The organism is Arcicella sp. GW821-FHT09D11 (assembly GCF_059416265.1).
Genome location: NZ_JBWKOV010000016.1, coordinates 22,243 through 42,921, shown reverse-complemented (window position 1 = coordinate 42,921; position 20,679 = coordinate 22,243). Strand labels below are relative to the sequence as shown.

Here is a 20,679-nt window from a genome sequence, read left to right as displayed (position 1 = left end):
CTGTAATGCCGTCTATTTCTTTAAGAATCGGTCATCGGTCAGTGCTTTTAGAAAAGCCTCTAACTCCATTATTTCTGTTTTACTTAGTCCCAAGGGAGCACTAAGGGATAAATCTCTATTGATGCCATCTTTCACAAAAGCATCAGGCTGATTATAGTATTCTATTACTTCTTTTAAAGTCTTGAATACGCCATTATGCATATACGGAGGTGTAATGGCTACATTTCGTAGACCTGGGACTTTAAAATGCCCTAAATGACTTGAATCTTTTGTAATTTTATACCGTCCTACATCATTGAGTTTTCGTCCATCAAATAACCCTATATTTTTAAATCTATCCGCAGTAAAGTCTTCTCCTGCATGGCAATTGGCACAATTAGCTTTACCAATAAACAGTAGCCGTCCTCTGATTGCCTCTGGACTCATGGCATTATCATCCCCATTGATATAACGGTCGTAGGGAGTATTAGCAGTTTCTAAGGTTTTTTGATACGCCGCCAAAGCATCTCCCAAGAGCTTTTCGGTGGCTTGTGATTTATAAATTTTCTTGAACGCTCTACTATATACTTTATCTTCATTTAATCTTGTTACGGCCTGCATAATCGGAAGATTCATTTCTGTTGTTGATATAATCGGCTGAATAGCTTGCTCTTCTAAGGAATTGGAACGACCATCCCAAAACAAATGTATTCTACCTGCCAAGTTCATTGCAGAAGGTGTATTTCTATCAGTCAAAATGCCGTCAACACCTACACTAAATTGTGTTGTATCAGCAAAAGCAAGTTCGGGTTTGTGGCATGAGGCACAGCTTAATGTTTTTTTAGAAGATAAGATTGGGTCAAAAAAAAGTTTTTCTCCGAGTGCTATTTTACTAGTAGGTTCATTTTCTTGCATCTGATACTGAAAACTCATCAATACAATACAAGCTACCGAGAGTATGCAGAAGCATTTTTTCATGATGGTAATTTATAGAAGAAATATAAAGTCAGGAGAATTTAGAGGTGTTTTCTTATTTAATTAAATATGTCTACACCTCTAAATTTTTCTAAAAGCATTTTATTACGCTATTTATCTGCCCACATCTAGCGTACAAACACTTATTTTCCAGTAGCTTTAGCTGCTACATTGCTTGCTTGAGCCACCAAATTAACGTCTAACTCAAAGTCATTTTCAATAGCTTTGTCACCTAAGTTTTCAAAGAAGTTTTTTGAACGAAACTTAATATCATACTTAGTACGGTCTACCAAAATTTTGGCTTGAGCAGTCGTTTTGTTCTTGTCTACCTTTACAGTAGCTGGAAACTTCACATCATTCGTAATACCTTTGATGGTAAGTTTGCCTGATATTTCATAGTTTTCACCTCCTTTCGACGTGACAGCCGTTGTCACGAATTTAGCTTTAGGGAATTTTTCAACGCTAAAAAAATCATCTGCTTTCAGATGTCCCACTAATTTGGCATTATAGTCTTTATCTGTTAAATCCGTTACCGTCAACGACGTTAAGTCTATATCAAATGAGCCACTTTTCAGTTTATTATTTGAAACGACCAAATTACCAGTACTCAATGAAACGTTTCCAGTATGTGCTCCCGTTACCTTCTTGCCAGTCCATACCAACTTACTAGCCTGATTATCAACGGTGTATACTACGTCACTGCCTTTATTATCATTTGTTGCTTTTGCACTGATTGCGAAAGTCAAAACACTTGTCAGAATTAGAATGATTTTTTTCATGTGAATAATTGAATTTGAGATTATATTATTTGATTAAATATCTGAGTTTATTATTTGTATTATTTATTTAAAGCTACTTCTGAGGCAGGAACAGGTTCTGCAATAAGTTTATCTAATTCTTTATTCCATTTTTTCACATACTGTTTAAAGTATTTTCCTGTTACTTCACCCGTATATCCTGTATGGATTTGTTTCACTTTGCCATCTCTACCAATGATAATGGTAGTAGGAAAAGCTATCATTTTATTCAAGGCTGCAAATTTTTCTGAAGCAACTTTTTTATCAGCAATCCCTCCAAACAAAATATCATATTGGATATCGTACTTATCTCTTAGTTTTCCTAAAGTATATTTTGCATAAGCTAAATCATCTTTCTGCTCAAACCCTACTGCGATAGCCTCAACACCACGATTTTTATTAGCCTTGAACCATGGAGAAAGGAATTGGGTTTGGTCGGTACAATTCGGGCACCAAGTACCAATAATTTCTACAATGACCACTTTACCTTTATATTTTTCATCACTCAGTGATACTTGTTTCCCATTCAAGTCAGGTAATGTGAAATCTAGTTTTTCATATCCTTCTTTTAAGTGCGTTAACGTATATGCATCTGGCAATTCAGCATTTTTATCTTTTACGCCTTCAAATTTCACGTTGTTATAAATACCCAAGCCTACTTCGCCAGAAATACTTTTATCAGGATTAATTTTCCCACGAATTAACCAAGGGCTTGGTCCTGAAAAACCTGTCAGTGTAAATTCATCTCCTTGTACGATACCTTCTAGTTCACGCGTATCGCCAGTTACTTTCAGAAATACACCTTTTAGTTTATTCCCTTTTTGTTCAAAAACTGCTACTTGCTCAGCTACAGGCTCTTTGCTGATAATTTTAATAGCCCATTTCCCTGACAAATTATGGTTTGCCTGAATCTCTTTAGCAGGTTCTACAAAACGATATGTTTTACCAGATTCTGCCGTAAAGGGAAGGAAATTTCCTTTAAAATTGGGTACAAGGCTTTTATAAACTCCTGACAAGGTGCCATCATCATTTATTTTTGCTACTAAGGCAGCATCATAAGTATTCATTTTGATAAATACTGAATCATTCGCAATTTGTTTTACATGAAAATCATCTCTACGTGAGCCATTTAATAATGTGAACGTAGCGTGTTCAGCATCTTTTCCTTTTACTTCAAAATTAAAGGGTACTTGTACCTCGTTCACTTTAAATTCACCACGCCATTGGCCTTCTTTAAGAAACTTGGTTTGTGCTTCGGCAACATTGAATGCCAGTGAACCTATCACTAAATAAGTGAGTGATAGAAATTGCTTCGTAGTTTTCATCTGTTTTAATTTATTTATTATTCTATTAAATATATAGACTTAGTATATTATATATTCAAACAATTACTTATCTGATGAAAAAGAATTCATCAAATACTAAACATTTTGGATTGATGATAACAATGAGGCAAACTCATATTCACATCAATGAATCAATGAATGTTAACTCATGATAAAAAACTGATTGTATGTACGATTTATCGTTAGAATTAGGATGGGGCACCTTGTTGGTGGCTAACAGGTTGCCAGAAGATCATCGAGCCTACTCTCTCCCTTCGTTCATTATAAATCTATTTATTCTATGGACAAAGTTAATTAATTTAATTTGAGAAAAACAAATCTTTATTTAAAAAAATGCAAAAAAGTATTTTTTATCATTTCAAAAGCGCTGAAAATACTTATAGAACGACAAAAATCATTGCTAATTATAGCATTAAAATACCTAATGAATGGGTAATTAATAACCAAAATATACCGAATCATTACTTTTTGAGAAAAGTGCAAAAATGATATAATAGTTAAAATAAAACTCCTTTAATTTAGTAGACTAATGTATAAATACCTTAAAAATCCACTCTATTTATTCAATAAAATATTTGAATTGCACAATTAGAATTGAATTATTAAAGTTTTTTAAAAAGTATTTGCCAAAAAAATTCTCAGATTATACATTTGTCCCATAAGTTTTATAGAGTAATTATAAATGTGTCATAATTACACTTAAGAGTTAATATTTCCTTACTTAAAACAATTCGAATAAAACATTAGCATCTAACCGTGCTAAAACACAGATTTTTTGACGATTACTAGCAACATCAGAAAAATGATGGATAGAAAAGTATTTGCCAAAATTATCAAATTAAACAAAAAAATTATGGACAAACACAATCAATGGAAACAACATTTACGAAACTTTCAAAGTCTTTTTTCCATCATTATCGTCTTAGGAATTACTTCTTTTCAAAGTATTGCTAATAAGTCTATTAAATCTAGCGAACAAATAATTAATGGAATTATTAAAGATGAAAAAGGAGAAGCTTTACCAGGGGTAAATGTTGTCATTAAGGGCACTCAAAAAGGGGCTTCATCTAATCAAGATGGTAAATATTCGATTACAGTCAATCAAAAAGATGCTACCCTAATTTATTCTTTTGTAGGTTATATCTCTCAAGAAGTTAAAATTAGCAATCAAACTATTATTAATATTACCCTTCAACCTGCGGCTAAATCTTTGGATGAGGTAGTCGTAATTGGTTATGGTACACAAAAAGCCAGTGACATTACGGGCTCTGTGGCATCTTTTGATGCCAAGCATTTAGAAGAAAAGCCCATTTCAAGAATCGAGCAAGCTTTGGTGGGACAAATGGCGGGTGTACAAGTAAAACAGCAATCTGGCTTACCGGGTGCTGGACTAAGTATTTTAGTACGTGGAACGGGTTCAATCAATGCTGGTTCTGAACCTCTTTATGTAATCGATGGATTTCCATTGGATGTAGCTGGACAAAGCTCTGATGGGAGTATTGGCACAAGTCCATTAGCTAACTTAAGCGCTAATGATATTGAAAGCATCCAAGTATTGAAAGATGCAGCAGCAGGTGCTATTTATGGGTCACGGGCCGCGAATGGAGTGGTATTAATTACGACAAAAAAAGGTAAGTCGGGCAAGTTAAAAATCAATTTGAATGCTAATAGCGGTATTAGTAGTATTGCTAAAAAATTAGATATCTTAAGTGCTGACGAATGGGTAAATGTTGCCACTGAAGTAGCCAATATTAACTGGGTTCGCTCTGGAACGGGTAGAACAGCCGACCAAACGAATGACCAACGTAGGGCAATTTTAGGGTTGAAAGCAGGAGAATACAATACCTCTTATATGCCCGACGAACGTTGGTCAATAGCAGGACATCCTGGTTTGGAGTATGTAGATTGGCAAGACGCTATTTACAGGAAAGCTTCTTTTCAAAACTATCAATTATCTGCTACTGGCGGTACTGAAAACGTAAGTTATTTCTTTTCAGGAAATTATCTGAATCAGCAATCAACCTTAGTAGGTACTGACTACAAAAGTTATGGCGTTCGTGCCAATATTGAGGCAAAAGCCAATAAAAAGCTCAAATTTGGAATTAACCTCGCTCCTACGTATTCTGAAAACAATACGCCTCAAGGCGACGGGAAAGACAGCCCTATCATGAATATAGCCTCCATTGCTCCTGTAGTAGAAGCAAATGCTGGCTTAAACAGTGGTGCTGGCGAGTTCGCTACATATACATGGAGTAGCCCACGTCTGGTAAGTCCTTATGCTATTTTGAATAATTCGATTGGCTTAACAAAAAATACACGTCTTTTGACATCAATTTATGCTGAGTACTATATTTTACCAACCCTTTTTGCCAAGACTACCATCAACTATGACGACGTAAATCAGCAAACTAAAAAATATGTATCCGACTATGTGGCAGTTGGTGGTGCTGCCGAGCGTCTTACCAATCCTGGCAAAAATGCTAGTGGCTCTTATGGTGGTTATAGAAAGCAAAATTTTGTGAATGAAAACACGCTTAACTTCATCAAAACTTTCGATAAAGTTCACAATGTGGCGGCCGTAGCAGGGGTATCATTTAATAGCGTACATAGCGAAGCTTTCAACATTAGTACAGCAGGTGGTTTTGCCAACAACATCGTAAATACTATCAGTAATGCCATTCCTAACTCGGCCGGGGTGACTGTAACAGGTACTACTACTGAAAATAATAACACACTTTTTTCATACTATGGTAGAATTCAATACGATTACGAAGGTAGATATTTAATCACAGGAAGTATTCGCCGTGATGCTTCTTCAAAATTTGGAGCTAATAACCAATGGGGAACATTTCCATCGGCTTCTATCGGTTGGAGAATTTCACAAGAATCTTTCTTGAAAGATAGTAAAGCAATTAGTGATTTAAAACTTCGCTTTAGCTGGGGTAAGTCAGGTAATAACAACATTGGTAATTATAATGCTATTCCAACATTGGCAGGTACATCTTATAATTTTGGCGGTAATACTCCTATAGTAGCGAGCGGACAAGTAGCAGCAGGATTGGCTAATCCGAACTTGAAATGGGAAACATCAAATACCTATGATATTGGTTTTGATGCTGCCCTATGGAACAATAGAATCAATGTTTCATTTGATGCTTATACCAAGAAAAGTACCGATTTATTATTGAATCTACCTGTGTTAGGAGCTAGTGGCTTCTCTACAAGTTTACAAAATATTGGGTCTGTTAAAAACCAAGGATTAGAATTAGGCATTACTACAAGAAATATTGTAACGCCTGATTTCCAATGGACTACCAATGCCAATATCTCTTTTAACCGCAATGAAGTAATTTCTCTGAATGCCGACGGTTCGCCAATTTATATTCCTTCAGCTTATAGCGGTAGCAATGCCCCTTATATTTTACAGCCAGGTTTGCCAATGTTTACTTATTATGTTACCAAGTCAATAGGTATTTTGACACAAGCCGATATAGATGACCCTAAAGTTGCTAAAATCAAAAACCAGACTGTTGGCGATACTAAATATTTTGATGCCAACAACGATGGCGTAATCAATGCAAGCGACCGCGTAGTGTATGGTCAGCCTAATCCTAAATATACATGGGGTATTACCAACAATTTCAAATACAAAAACTTTGATTTAAGTATTCAGGCATACGGTCAAGTGGGAGGTTCTATCCTTTCATACTTCGGACGCGCTATTGACTTTGGTGGTAGTACAACAGCCAACATTTCAGGTATCTGGCGTGAACGTTGGACAGCAGAAAACCAAAATTATGATGCTCCTCGTGGTAAATTAGCATCAACGTATACAGTACCACAAGTAACTTCTGATTGGGTTTATTCAACAGATTTTATCCGTATCCAGAACGTTACTTTAGGATATAATTTGCGAGATTTAGCAAAAACAGGCGTGTTTTCTTCTGCTCGTGTGTATGTGTCTTTACAAAACTGGTTCAACCATGATAATTATAGAGGTGGTGTAAACCCAGAAGCGCAAAATACTAATGTAAGTGGTAATGGTAGTTACCCGATTCCAGGAGATTATGGTGCAATGCCATTAAGTAAAACGGCTTCTGTGGGTATTAACCTTACTTTTTAATTTACAAAAATTACATTTTACAGTCATGAAAAAAATAATTTATATAGCACTTAGTGTAGCCGTATTAGGGCTTTCCTCTTGCGAAGACCAACTCAGTCAACAACCCGTTTCTAGTACAACAGCAGAAAGCTTTTATACTAATACCAACGACTTTACACAGGCAGTAAATGGCGTTTATAGCAAACTGACATCCTACCCAAGTCAAGTACTTTGGCTGGGAGAAATGCGAAGCGATAACTTGAATGTATTGCACGATGGTAACCGTGACTGGCAGGGAATTAATGATTTTTCGCCAAATATTACCACAACAGGTTTTATCGCGACTGCTTGGAGCGATAATTTCAATGGCATATTTAATGCCAATTCGGTTTTGCAAGCACTTGAAAGCAAGGGAAGTATCGTTACTGATGCTACTTTAAGAGCAAGATTTACTGCTGAAACACGCTTTTTAAGAGCATTTTATTACTTCCAGTTAGTACGTATTTTCGGAAAAGTTCCTTTGGTTGAAAAACCGTTGACGGCTGCCGAGGTAGAGTCTGTACCAAGAAGTGCAGTGGCGGATATTTATAAACTGATTATTGCTGATTTAGAATTTGCTTCGCAAAACCTTCCTGCTACGTATACTGGTGCTAATATGGGTAGAGCCACGGCCAATGCGGCAAAAGGATTATTAGGCTTAGTATACTTAACTCGCTCTGGACCAACGTATAATATTGAGGGTGCAGGCATCAATAGTAATGAATACGACAAAGCATTGACATTGTTCAACGAAGTAATAGCGAGTAATCAATATCAATTGTTATCCACCTATCCATCCGTTTTTGCTTATGACAATGAGAATAACAAAGAGGTAATTTTTGATGTACAATTCATGAGTTCATCAAATGGTGCGGGCTTTCCAAGTCATCTAGCTCCCGTGGCATTCTGGACTGGTCAGGGAATTTCAAATTCATATGGTAATGGTTATGGCTCAAGTAATTTTAATATCTCGAAGGAATTAAAAGCCTCTTACTTGACAAACGCTGCTGATGTTAGGAATGCTTTCAATATTCAATTATCATATTCTCAGCCTTTCATTAAAAAATATATTGACATCGCTAAAAAGGGAACGAGTGGAAGAGATTGGCCTATCAATTTTATCGTACTGCGTTATGCCGATATTCTGTTACTTAAAGCGGAAGCGATTTTGAAAGGCGCTAAAGGTACTCAAACAGAAGTAGATGCCTTGGTGAATCAGGTAAGAAATCGTGCAGGTCTACTAAGTATCAGCAATGTTAATTTTGATACCTTGCTAGAAGAAAGAAGAAAAGAGTTTTTAGGAGAGGGTATCCGTTGGAACGATTTAGTTCGTTCTGGGAATGCTGTTACTAAAATGAACTCATGGATAAAAAATGATGCTATCACAACCATCAATACGGTAACATCAGACTTTTTGATTTATCCCGTTCCTGCTACGGAAATTGGTACAAAAGCAGGATTATACTTACAAAATCCTGGGTATAATTAATCATTAAATGTCTTTAGCAAGCATAGGTAATAAGTTAATTTATTATCTATGCTTTTTTGTTTTATAATCTCTATCGTAATTAATTATATCATCATAATATGCAAAAAATAATTCTGAGCATTGCTTTTATACTCTTCTTTATTAAAAGCTCGACAGCTCAAGTAAACAAAAAAAATACAGCCCCTCGTCCTAATATTATCTTTATTTTAGCGGATGATTTAGGCTATGGCGACATTGGCGTGAATGGACAAAAACTTATCAAGACCCCCAATATTGATAAACTTGCCAAACAGGGCGTACGCTTTACACAATTTTATGCTGGTACTAGTGTTTGTGCACCATCACGTTTTTCTTTGCTAACAGGTCAGCATACGGGGCATACTTATATCAGAGGTAATAAAGGCATTGACCCAGAAGGGCAAGAGCCTATCGCAGATTCAGTTTTAACAGTGGCAGAAGTTCTCCAAAAAGCGGGTTATCAAACGGCTGCTTTTGGTAAATGGGGCTTAGGACCAGTAGGTTCTGTAGGCGACCCAAACAAACAAGGGTTCGACCAGTTTTTTGGTTATAATTGTCAGACTTTGGCACATCGCTACTATCCTAATCATTTATGGGAAAATGGGAAGAAGATAATATTAGAAGCAAATCAAAACCTCCGTGAGAATAAAGAATATGCCCCAGATATTATCCAAAAAAAGGCATTAGATTTTGTTGATCATCGAGAAAAGGATAAGCCTTTCTTTTTATTCTTACCTTATATTCTGCCACACGCTGAACTACTTGTGCCTAACGATAGTATTTTTGAATATTATAAAGGCAAATTTGCTGAAAAGCCTTACAAAGGAAATGATTATGGGGTGAAGGCTACAAAAGGAGGTTATACTTCTCAGGAATATCCACATGCGGCTTTTGCAGCAATGGTTAGTAGACTTGATTTATATGTTGGGCAGATTTTAGATAAGCTAAAGCAAGAAGGCTTAGATAAAAATACGTTGGTTATTTTTACGAGTGATAATGGTCCACACAAAGAAGGTGGAGCAGACCCTGATTTTTTCAATAGTGGCGGTGGTTTTAAAGGCTATAAGCGTGATTTATATGAGGGTGGTATTAGAGAACCGTTTATTGCTCGTTGGACAAACGTTATTAAACCTAATTCTCAAAATAATCATATTGGTGCTTTCTGGGATTTACTCCCTACTTTCAGTGAATTAGCAGGTGTAAAAGTAGCTAAAAATATTGATGGACTGTCGTTCGCTCCTACCTTAAAAGGTAATAAAGCCCAGCAAAAGCATGCTTATCTTTATTGGGAGTTTCATGAAAATGGCGGAGTACAGGCGGTAAGACAAGGAAACTGGAAAGCTGTAAAATTGAATGCCTCTGTCAATCCTGATGCTACAATAGAGCTGTATGATTTAGCAAAAGACCCTTCTGAGAAGAACAACCTTGTTAAACAATATCCAGAGAAGGTAAAAGAATTGAGTAAACTAATCAATGAGTCGCATGTGGAATCTACTTTATTTCCTTTTTTAAAACAAAATAAGTAGATTTGTATAAAACATTTAAGCGACAGCTCGCCAAAATTAAAAGAGAGCCAACCACCGACTTTCTAATAAATATTTGACAAAGCTGTCGCTTAAATTTATATTTTTACTCTATTTATTCGATAGACAAAGATACTATTTATTTTGTAAAAAACCGCTTAAATACAATTTTTTAAGCAAAAATTAATTGAGGATTTTTTTGTTGTTCTGTCTTTTTAACAAAAATATCTTGCTCGTAAATATCTACGATGGTCTTGATAATTAAATCTATTTCTTTGGGCGTATTAGATTTACTAAAAGAAAAACGAACGCTATCTTTATCAAGGTTACGATTCAATGTTTTCAACACATGCGAACCATTATTGGTTAAGTTAGAGCAAGCACTACCTCCTGAAACTGCGATGCCCAGTGCATCCAAACGATTTACTAATACTCCTCCCTTTTTCAGATGAGGAAAAGCCACATTGAGGATATTCGGCAAACTGTTTGTTGGTGAATCGCTTTCTCCATTAAACGAAATTTCCTCCCCAAACAATTCATATAATGTTGTACTCATTTTTGATTTCAAGAAAGCAACATAGTTATGATATTCCTCCAAATCTCTATAGGCTATTTCTAAGGCTTTGGCCATGCCCACAATACCTGCTACATTCTCTGTTCCACCTCTGGTTCCTCTTTCCTGAGCACCTCCATAAATATGAGGCTGTATTTTGCGGTACTTATTGATGTAGATAAATCCAACTCCTTTAGGCCCATGAAATTTATGTGATGACCCAACAATATAGTCTACATTCAGCTTTTTAATATCAAACCTATATTTACCTATGGTTTGTGTAGTATCACTATGAAAAATGGCATCATATTTCTTACAGATTTCTCCAATTTTTACAATATCGTTAAAATTTCCAATTTCATTATTAGCGTGCATTAGGCTTACTAACGTCTGATGGTTATTCTTCAAAAGCCATTCAAATTGATTCAAATCAATATTACCGCGACTATCAATTTTCACAAAATCGATTTCCAATTCATTATTCTGGCTATATTGCCCTAAGGTTTGTAAAACTGCTTTGTGCTCTAGTCTACTTGTTATAACATGCTTAATTTCATAGGTTTTAATTGCTCCAGAAAGGGCTAAATTATTGGCTTCTGTAGCACCAGAAGTAAAGAAAATATCATTTTCTGAGGCATTTAAAAGTCCAGCTATTTTCTGTCTAGACTCTTCTACCGCTTCTCTAGCTTTTCTTCCTATCGCATGACTAGAAGAAGGATTCCCGAAATGATTGGTTAGATATGGAATCATGGTATCTAATACCTCCAAATCTAGGGCTGTAGTAGCGGCGTTATCACAATAAATCTCCATGGTGTTTAGTTTTTTAGAATGTTGTCTGATTAATTTTCAAGCTAATAGGTTTAAGAGGTCATTTCACTTCACTGTATTGTTGATGAATTGTATTTAATTTTTTGAAAGAGGTTTCTAAATATTTTCTAAAATTGAAATTTTTGTTCAAATGGGATGCAAACGCCCTTTTTATCATTGCAGAGTTGCCCTTTTATTCCTCCAAAAATGTCTAATGAATGTTCTACAATTCTGACTTTTGTTCTGAATTCCGCTTTTTCTTTGAAATAAGACACTTCAAATCCCCAATTCTTATCCACCTTTTTTAAAGGACTAACTGGTACAATCTTTCCGTCATATTCAAAAGAACCGTTCTCGGCAAACCAAAAAGTAGTAGGTTGTGGCCCAACATCGGCTTTAAAGTCACTTGAATACAAAGACCACCCTTTTTCCAGATTAGCAGTAAAAACTAATTCTACCTCATCTCCTACTTTAAAACTAGGATTGGCATAGCTATATTTCCAGCTAACTATCTGATTGATTTGCTGTGCTTTAATAGCTATAGAAGCAAAAATTAAGCACACGATTATAACTATACGTCTCATGATGTATTAGGTTGAGTAAAACACAAGACTATTTTGTATTGCGTATTACAATATTTTTTTGTGTGATTTTTTATGATTTATCATTAGAATAAGGTTGGGGCACCTTGATGGTGGTTTACAGGTTGCCAGAAGATCATAGAGCCTTATCTCTCCCTTCGTTCTTTATAAATCTACTTATTCGATAGACAAAGTTCTATTTTAAATATTACAATTCCAAATTTTATCCTGAAAATTTATGTCTTTTTTTGAAAAAATTATTCAATGAAAATTAAATCCCCATTTCAGTTAATGCCGCTTGTGCTTTATTATCTATAGAGTTTTTGTATTCGTGTTTTTTATAAGCAATTGCTCTTTCAAACGAAAGTCTGGCTTTTGGTTTATCATTTCTTTGCTGATAAATATAGCCTAATTGCAAGGAAGAACTTGCCCCAAAATGGCAGTTTTGTCCTGCACAAAGTGCCATTGCACGCTCGAAAAAAGGAATTGCTTGAGACTGTGCATTCATTTTTTGCAAAATGCTTGCCTTTCTAAAATTAAAATTAGCTTTATCAATCTGCGAAGTAAATGAATCTTCTTCGAGGTTATCCAAAAATGCTAGGGCTTCTGTATAATGTCCTCCTTCGAAAGCATAACAAGCCTTTACAAGATTCTTATTGGGAAAAACTTTTGTTTTCTGAAATTGTTCATAAAAATTTTGGGCAATGATATCTGTTTCAGAGAATTTTTTGCCCACATTCGGAATTTTAGCTAAATAATTTAATGCTTTATCAGGATTGTTTGTTAGCCAGTTGGCCAGAAACAATTTAAAATTTACATCTTTCAAAAAGCTATTCCCACGAAAGTTTTTTAGATAGTTTTGATAATACTGAATAGCTGGCGAATAGTTTCCTTTGTTAAATAAGATTTCAGCTTGATATAAATCAAAAATAGGCATGGCCATATAAGCAGTACCGTTAGGTCTGTTCTGTAATATTTTCTGCGCCATCTCACTTTTATTATTTCTTAGCAATATCGATACACCCAAGAAACTAATCGCCAAATTATCAGGATTATTAGTCACAAATTGACTTAAATCTTGTCTCTCATTATCATCCAACGTCAAAACATTCGACTGAATAAATAGCTGATAAAACTTTGCTTCTTTTCCTACAATTTTATCGTTAACAGCGATATTCAATTCTTTTAATCCTTGCTGAATACCTCCTTTCAATCCTAATAGTTTTGTAACCCATTTATAGTTTTCAGGAACAGAACCTATCATGACATGAAAAACGCCTAAATTTTTATAATTAGCAGTAAAATTTGGAAATCGTTTACGATTTTCTTCTAGTAATTTATAGGCTGAAATGGCATTAAAACCACCTTTGGTTTCATGGCCTAATTTCATTTTTACCAATGCCCAGTGTAATTTGATTTCTGCTTGAATAAACTTATTATAAGGTGAATCTTCATCTAAATCTTTGATTAAATCCAGCCTTTTATCTTCATTATCAGATAACCTTTCATACTCTTTTTCATCTTCGCTAGCAAAAAGCACAATCATGTCGGCAAAATCTTCCAACCAGATTCTGATACCATTATTGGCAGGTTCTTTGGCTAAAAGTTGCTTAGCAGATTGCACCTTTAATTTACAAAGTTCGCTATATGCATTTTGTAAATTTGGGGTAAATTCAAAATCATTTGCAAATGAACTCCCTGAGAACAAGAGAAATATGACAAGTATAAGGTTCCATCTTTTCATACATGTAGCATTTACCAGTGGGAAATAACTGTTGAAATAAACAGGTATAGGTCTGGCAAAACTTTCCATAACGTTTTGAAGCTTAGGAAGATTACTACAGAGCCTACGATAAACATCAGAGGTCTTCTAGGGACTTTATTAATCAAAATAGCGCCAAAAGGTGCAGCAATAATTCCACCCAGTACCAATCCTAAAATGATTTGCCAAGAATTTACCCCTTCAAAAAACAAGAAAGTAAGTCCGCTAGAAAGTGTAATCAAAAACTCTGCGGCATTGACCGAACCAATCGCATAACGAGGGTTACGTCCCTGACCTAACAAAGAAGACGTAACGATTGGACCCCAACCACCACCGCCAATGGCATCCATGAATCCACCGAAAATGGCTAATAATCCCACTCGCTTTGTTTTACGTTTAGCGATATTTTTTTGAAACGCTTTTTTCAAAATAACCACACCAAGTATTAGCATGTATAGCGAGATATAGGGTTTTATAAAATTACCATCAATGATTTCTGACAATAAATATGCCCCTGCCACTGAACCTACCACACCCCAAAGCAAGGCTCTGAACAATTTTTTATTAATATTTTTAAACTGATAATGCGAAATAGCAGATGCTCCAGTAGTGAACATTTCAGAAACGTGAACACTTGTACTACTCAAAGCAGGAGGAACGCCTATTCCTAATAAAAAAGAAGTAGAAGTAATGCCATAAGCCATTCCTAAAGAGCCATCTACTAATTGAGCCAACAAACCTACGCCTAAGTATAAATAGAAATCTGGTCCTAGCCACTCTTTGGCTTGATAAGCCGCATCAAGCAAAGGGGCTTTGCCAATGAAAACACTAAAAGCGATAACATAAATAGCAATGGCAACAACCCACATCAATGAGCGTTCAAACTGGTTATTGAGTTTCAGACGAACTGATATTTTATTTAAGAACTGATTGTTTTCCATAATTGATGTAATTAAGAATTATTATACAAATCTGGTTTAGGTTTAATGGAGACCGTAAATCAATCGCAAATACTGGCGATTTAATGTTTTGAAATAAAGCGTAACGATTAAAACGATGCTAAACAAAACATAGGGATTAAGGGCATTTTCAAAATGGATATAGCCTACCCACAAAATCAGAAAACATCGTGTGTATTCTAGGTAAAAAATCCATCTTCTTTGCTCTAAAATAGCCCCACAATTCACTAGCGTAACCAATATAATCAGCGTAGTAGCTATTTGAGTTGACAAATCAATCTGCCCTTCTAAAAGCAAAAAGGTAAACAACGTGATTAAAATTAAAGTCATTTGCAAAACCACATAATTTCTAAACCGTGTGGTATAAAGCTTATCTGTTTTATGAATCACAAACTTTTGCTCTAATACTCGTCTGTAAGTAGGGTTAATATATTCTGGCTTCCCAAAAAGCATTCTTAGTTTATTTCTCCAACCAGTAGCATATTTAAAAGCATAGGCCATTTCAAGCATAAAATGAAAATGTTGCCATAAAAAACTATTACTATTCAATGGTTTTGTCAAACCATAAGTTGGTTCTTCTATTTCTTCTGCAAAAGTGCCAAACAACTTATCCCAAATGATAAACACATCGCTGTAGTTTTTATCTAAATATTGGTCGTTGTTAGCATGGTGCACGCGGTGGTGCGATGGCGTTACAAAAATATATTCCAATACGCCTAGTTTGCCAACAGTACGGGTATGGATAAAAAATGGATACAACCCGTGTACTAACAAAATAGTAGTAATCATTTCAGCCGAAAAACCTACAATTGGTAAAAGTGACCAAAAGAAAGTACGGGCTACTGCTTGAAATAAAGTAATACGAGCAGACACCGTAAAATTAAATTCCTCACTTTGGTGATGTACCACGTGTACGCTCCAAAGTATGTTTACTTCATGTCCTAATCTATGATACCAATACCACAGAAAATCGGTTATTAACAAAAGACCAATCCATGATAAAACACTTGGCTGAATATGAAAAATAGCAAAATGCTTGTACAGATAATCATATACAAAATAGAATAGTCCGAGTGTCAGACCATCCAAAAGTCTTTCAGCGATACCTACACTAAGGTTTGAAATGGTATCATTGAAATTATAAAAATGTTTCCCTTTCTTTTTTGATACCCAGAATTCCAACCCAATCAAAAACAAGAAGAAAGGAACTGCGAAGGCTAAATAATTGAAATTCATTATTATTTATTTTTTATATATTAACTACTGAATTGATAGATTACATAGATTAAAAAAGCATAAAAAGAGATCCGTTAATGAACCTCAGATAAAATAGGTTTCTCTTGGAATACCTCATTTTTAGAAGTAATCCTAAGTTGATGGGTATTAAATACCTGCGAATTGGGTTCAACACTTTTGGTCAGAAAAACACTTCCGCCAATAATGCTATTTTCTCCGATTACGGTTTTACCGCCAAGAATGGTAGTACGTGCATAAATTACTACGTTATCTTCAACGGTTGGATGCCTTTTTGTATCCGAAAGCTCTTTGGCTACTTGCAAAGCACCTAAAGTAACTCCTTGGTATATCGAAACATTATTGCCAATGATACTGGTTGCACCAATTACAATGCCTGTTCCGTGGTCAATCATAAAAGGTACACCAATACTTGCATTGGGGTGAATATCAACGCCTGTTTTACCATGCGCATATTCACTTATAATTCGAGGTAAGACTGAAACATCTAATTGTGTCAATTTATTGGCAATCCTATACACCGTAATGGCATAAAAGCCTGGATATGACACGATTACTTCATTAACACTGGTTGCGGCTGGGTCGCATTCATAAATTTTTGAGGCATCATGACGTAAATCTTGATAGAGGTCTCCAAGCGAAACATAAAAAGCCTCTACCACACCTTCAATATCTATTTGTTTAACATCAAGATAGCTTAATAATATATTCTCTAAGTCAATCTGGTTCTTCTTTAAGATTCCTTCGTAAGAAGATTGCTTAGGTAAATGGTTGCTTGGAAATAAAAAATGAACAAGATCATTCAACCAACTAATCGCTTCTTGTGCAGACGGAGTAGCTTCCCATTCTGCATGATGAGTTTTACGAAGAAGATCAATTAAAGGTTGAGTATGATGATTTTTCATGTATAATTTTTAATTTCAATCGTGGTGGTTTTAATTGAAAAGACAAAATCGCCTCTCTAAAACAAAACAGTTATTAAACATATCCCTAGCGAGGGACTTAAGTCCCTCGCTAGGGATATAAACTCAGAGCTATCTTACAGCTTGTTTGTGTCCTGCACGTAATTTATAAAGTGTTTCTACTAATAAATCAACATCTGATTGCGTATTATAAAAAGCCAAAGATGGACGCACAGTTGATTCTAAGCCAAATCGTCTCAAAATCGGTTGCGCACAGTGGTGACCAGTTCTTACAGCTATTCCTTCTTTGTTCAGTGCTTGACCTACTTCGTTATTACTATAGCCATCAAAAATGAAAGACAGTACGCTCGCTTTTTCTTTGGCAGTACCAATCAAACGAAGTCCCGGAATTTCTTTTAATAGCTTGGTAGCGTACACTAATAAATAATGCTCGTATTGATGAATAACATCTATTCCGATTTTATTAACATAGTCTATTGCTGCACCCAACCCAACTGCATCTGCTATATTGCCCGTTCCTGCTTCAAAACGTGAGGGTGCATCATGGTATTGAATCTGTTCAAAAGTAACATCAACAATCATGTTTCCCCCACCTTGCCACGGCTGAGTTTCGTTCAATAATTCTTCTTTACCATATAGTACACCAATACCCGTAGGCCCGAATACTTTATGTCCTGAAAAAACAAACCAATCACAATCTAAGCCAACGACATCAGAACGCAAATGTGACACTGATTGAGCACCATCTACTAATACTTTTGCTCCTGCTGAATGAGCCAAGTCGATAATTTGTTTAGCAGGTGTAACAGTTCCTAAAGCATTTGAAACTTGTGTAAATGATACTAATCGAGTTTTAGCATTTAGCAATTTAGCATATTCGTCTAGTAAAATCTGACCATCATCATCTACAGGAATTACCCTGATTTTCAAGCCTTTTTTGTCTGCCAATTGTTTCCAAGGCACAATATTGGCATGATGTTCAAGATGGCTGACAATGATTTCATCACCAGCTTTTAGGTTTTGTTCACCCCAACTTTTGGCTACTAAGTTGATAGCCTCAGTTGCTCCACGTACAAAAACGATTTCATTGGTAGAACGTGCATTCAAGAAAGCCCTGACTTTCTCACGAGCACCCTCATAAGCATCAGTAGCACGAGCTGCTAATTCATGGGCTGCACGGTGAATGTTTGAGTTTTCGTGTTCATAAAAATACGTAATTCTATCAATTACTTGCTTTGGCTTTTGTGTCGTAGCGGCGTTATCTAACCAAACTAATGGACGTCCATTTACTCTTTCTTGTAAAATAGGAAAATCTTTTTTTATCAGATTGGCATCAAACGCTGAACTAGTTGCCCCAAAAGAATCATAATTTGATGCTTTTTCGGGAAACTGAGGCGTTTTATCATAAGTTCTATAAGGATTTTGACTTTGTCCTGATAGAAAATAATAAGACGCATCATTGACACCAATCGGTGCTTTTGTTTGAACAGACGGGATATAACCGAAAGTACTGAGCGATGGTAAAATATTATTTGAATCTAATTCAAAAAGGGAAGTAGCAGCCAATGGTGATTTCGTATCAACGGTACCGATATTTGGCAAAGCTGATGCTGAACCCCCAAATCCAGAAAATGAAGGCTGACTAGCTGGATTAGCAAAATGTGGGTCTGGCAAACTAGTTTGCGGTTGAACACCAGCATTTCCTATAGGTTGAAACACACTCCCATGTTGAAAAGCCGAAGGCGATACACCTACTCCTGTATTTGAAGTGGGTATACCTTGAAGCGTTTCGTAAAATCTTTCAGCAAAGTGATTCGCCTTGGGGTGTTCCTGTGGATTCAATGAAATTTCCTTAGGCACTTCATTAGGAAGTGCCTTGAAAATATCATTTGCTAGTTGCTGTAAATCTTCTACAGAAGGTATGCCCTGCAATATATTTCCCTGTTGATTAGTATTTATATTCATAGTAATTTCCTATTTCTACGTCTTCCAATACAGCAATAGCATCATCTACTAATACCGCTAATGAGCAATACAATGATACTAAGTAAGAAGCAATCGCTTTATCATTGATTCCCATAAATCTTACTGCTAACCCTGGAGACTGTTCGCCTGGTAAACCTGGTTGATAAAGTCCTACTACACCCTGACGGTTTTCACCAGTACGCAATAATAAGATTTTTGTTTTACCATTTTCGATAGGTAATTTATCTGATGGAATCAAAGGAATACCTCTCCAAGTGATAAATTGTGAACCAAACAATGACACTGTTGGCGGTGGAACACCACGACGAGTACACTCGCGACCAAAAGCAGCAATGGCTAATGGATGTAACAAAAAGAAGCCCGGTTCTTTCCAAACTTTTGTCAATAATTCGTCAAAATCATCTGGTGTCGGCGGACCTACACGCGTTTTGATTTTTTGTTTAGGGGCAATGCTATTCAATAAGCCGTATTCTTTATTATTAATCAATTCGCTTTCCTGACGCTCTTTGATGCTTTCAATCGTCAAACGTAGCTGTTCACTAATTTGGTTATAAGGCTTACTGTATAAATCTGAAACACGTGTATGAACATCCAACACGGTATTTACCGCACTAAGGTTATATTCACGTGGGTTTTCAACGTAATCGATAAAAGTGTGAGGAAGGTTTCTTTCATCACGACCCGAGCAGTCAACTTCGGCAATACTTCCCTCCTTTACTTTGTTCAATCGATAAACGCCTGATTCTACAGGAATCCAATTGAGTAAATGTGTTAACCAGCGAGGAGTAATTGATTCAAATTGTGGTACTGTGCGGGTTGCAATGGCTAACTGCCTAGCTGCAACATCACCAAGTGCTGTTTGTTTGTACTTGTTCAATTCTGACATATTATAGGTAATTAAAAGGGATTGATAATCTCAGACAATTATGCCACAGCACGATATTTAATAGAATAAGGAATATTACGGGCAGCACTAAATACTGCTCCTAACATTTCCGAAGGTGAAAACGGTTTACTAAAGTCTTCATCAATGGCGTCATAAACGATTCTTCCTTGTTGACTAATTACGTAGGTAGCAGGAACGGGTACATCTTCTGAAATACCAGCAATACGATCCCAAACGGCGAACTCCTGTGAATAAATACCAAATTGTTTAGCGATTTGGTTTGCCGAATCGGCTATTACATTAAAAGGTAAATTAAAGTATTCTACCAATTCTTTTGTTTCTTCTTTAGATGCTTGAACAACTACAAGTAAGTCTCCACCAAGTGCCAAAATCTCTTGATATGAAGCTTTCAAGGTATTGAAATGTTTCAAGCCGTATTCATTCCAACCACCAGATAAAAAACTAATTACTAATGGTTTATTTTGTTGAACTTGTTGTAATGTTAGTTTCTGCGGATTTACTTCTTCAGAAAAGTGTTTCCAAAATCCACATACTGATGAAATAGGCAATAAAGGTAAACGTGACCCAATTTTTAAAGGTGATAACTTGGCTGTGTTGCCTTTGAATATATTTATGGGGAATGTACTATCCCAAATGATGGCGTTTGATTGATTATATGCTTGCATTATTAATATGTGGA

General features: G+C 35.8%; 15 protein-coding genes and 2 riboswitches. Of the genes, 3 read left to right on the top strand and 12 right to left on the bottom strand.

Annotated features, from left to right (window positions below):
* Positions 1-12: 12 nt before the first annotated feature.
* The 3 genes from AC07N0_RS22785 to AC07N0_RS22775 all read right to left on the bottom strand — a co-directional run bounded on the left by AC07N0_RS22785 (position 13) and on the right by AC07N0_RS22775 (position 3,076).
* Complete coding sequence (locus tag AC07N0_RS22785) at positions 13-957, bottom strand: cytochrome-c peroxidase (protein WP_494591141.1); 945 nt, start codon at positions 955-957, stop codon at positions 13-15.
* Between the two features lie 140 nt (positions 958-1,097).
* Positions 1,098-1,733 carry a YceI family protein gene (locus tag AC07N0_RS22780; protein WP_494591140.1) on the bottom strand — a complete coding sequence of 212 codons (636 nt, stop codon included), beginning with the start codon at positions 1,731-1,733 and terminating at the stop codon, positions 1,098-1,100.
* 59 nt (positions 1,734-1,792) lie between these two features.
* Entirely contained in the window at positions 1,793-3,076 is a 1,284-nt protein-coding gene (locus AC07N0_RS22775) for a peroxiredoxin family protein (RefSeq protein WP_494591139.1), read from the bottom strand.
* A gap of 194 nt (positions 3,077-3,270) precedes the next feature.
* A riboswitch (SAM riboswitch) is annotated at positions 3,271-3,367 on the bottom strand.
* Positions 3,368-3,950: 583 nt separating this feature from the next.
* Between AC07N0_RS22775 and AC07N0_RS22770 the strand changes: the two genes are divergently transcribed.
* The 3 genes from AC07N0_RS22770 (at position 3,951) to AC07N0_RS22760 (ending at position 10,271) form a co-directional block, all read left to right on the top strand.
* The gene (locus AC07N0_RS22770; RefSeq protein ID WP_494591138.1) at positions 3,951-7,220 is read left to right on the top strand and encodes a SusC/RagA family TonB-linked outer membrane protein; all 3,270 of its coding nucleotides are present in this window, start codon (positions 3,951-3,953) and stop codon (positions 7,218-7,220) included.
* A 25-nt stretch (positions 7,221-7,245) separates the two neighbouring features.
* A complete protein-coding gene (locus tag AC07N0_RS22765; protein WP_494591137.1) occupies positions 7,246-8,727 on the top strand; it encodes a RagB/SusD family nutrient uptake outer membrane protein in 1,482 nt (493 codons plus the stop codon).
* Positions 8,728-8,825: 98 nt separating this feature from the next.
* Complete coding sequence (locus AC07N0_RS22760) at positions 8,826-10,271, top strand: arylsulfatase (protein WP_494591136.1); 1,446 nt, start codon at positions 8,826-8,828, stop codon at positions 10,269-10,271.
* A gap of 169 nt (positions 10,272-10,440) precedes the next feature.
* Here AC07N0_RS22760 and AC07N0_RS22755 read toward each other — a convergent pair whose 3' ends face one another.
* The 9 genes from AC07N0_RS22755 to AC07N0_RS22715 form a co-directional block, all read right to left on the bottom strand.
* Positions 10,441-11,631, bottom strand: a complete 1,191-nt coding sequence (locus AC07N0_RS22755; protein WP_492803917.1) for a cysteine desulfurase family protein — start codon at positions 11,629-11,631, stop codon at positions 10,441-10,443.
* Positions 11,632-11,756: 125 nt separating this feature from the next.
* A complete protein-coding gene (locus AC07N0_RS22750) occupies positions 11,757-12,212 on the bottom strand; it encodes a protein-disulfide reductase DsbD domain-containing protein (protein WP_494591135.1) in 456 nt (151 codons plus the stop codon).
* A 74-nt stretch (positions 12,213-12,286) separates the two neighbouring features.
* A riboswitch (SAM riboswitch) is annotated at positions 12,287-12,383 on the bottom strand.
* A 97-nt stretch (positions 12,384-12,480) separates the two neighbouring features.
* The gene (locus AC07N0_RS22745; RefSeq protein WP_494591134.1) at positions 12,481-14,022 is read right to left on the bottom strand and encodes a tetratricopeptide repeat protein; all 1,542 of its coding nucleotides are present in this window, start codon (positions 14,020-14,022) and stop codon (positions 12,481-12,483) included.
* The gene (locus tag AC07N0_RS22740) at positions 13,965-14,912 is read right to left on the bottom strand and encodes a sulfite exporter TauE/SafE family protein (protein WP_492803911.1); all 948 of its coding nucleotides are present in this window, start codon (positions 14,910-14,912) and stop codon (positions 13,965-13,967) included. The genes AC07N0_RS22745 and AC07N0_RS22740 overlap by 58 nt, the downstream gene beginning before the upstream one ends.
* A gap of 42 nt (positions 14,913-14,954) precedes the next feature.
* Positions 14,955-16,166 carry a sterol desaturase family protein gene (locus AC07N0_RS22735; RefSeq protein ID WP_494591133.1) on the bottom strand — a complete coding sequence of 404 codons (1,212 nt, stop codon included), beginning with the start codon at positions 16,164-16,166 and terminating at the stop codon, positions 14,955-14,957.
* Positions 16,167-16,240: 74 nt separating this feature from the next.
* Positions 16,241-17,089: a serine O-acetyltransferase gene (locus tag AC07N0_RS22730; protein WP_494591132.1), complete on the bottom strand. Its 849-nt coding sequence runs from the start codon at positions 17,087-17,089 to the stop codon at positions 16,241-16,243.
* Positions 17,090-17,218: 129 nt separating this feature from the next.
* On the bottom strand, positions 17,219-19,072 hold the full coding sequence (locus AC07N0_RS22725; protein ID WP_494591131.1) for a family 2A encapsulin nanocompartment cargo protein cysteine desulfurase: 1,854 nt from the start codon (positions 19,070-19,072) through the stop codon (positions 17,219-17,221).
* The gene (locus tag AC07N0_RS22720) at positions 19,056-19,979 is read right to left on the bottom strand and encodes a family 2A encapsulin nanocompartment shell protein (protein WP_492803903.1); all 924 of its coding nucleotides are present in this window, start codon (positions 19,977-19,979) and stop codon (positions 19,056-19,058) included. Before AC07N0_RS22720 ends, AC07N0_RS22725 begins: the two co-directional genes overlap by 17 nt.
* Before the next feature lie 38 nt (positions 19,980-20,017).
* Positions 20,018-20,665 (bottom strand): redoxin domain-containing protein, encoded by a 648-nt coding sequence (locus AC07N0_RS22715; RefSeq protein WP_494591130.1) that lies wholly within the window; start codon positions 20,663-20,665, stop codon positions 20,018-20,020.
* Positions 20,666-20,679 lie beyond the last annotated feature (14 nt).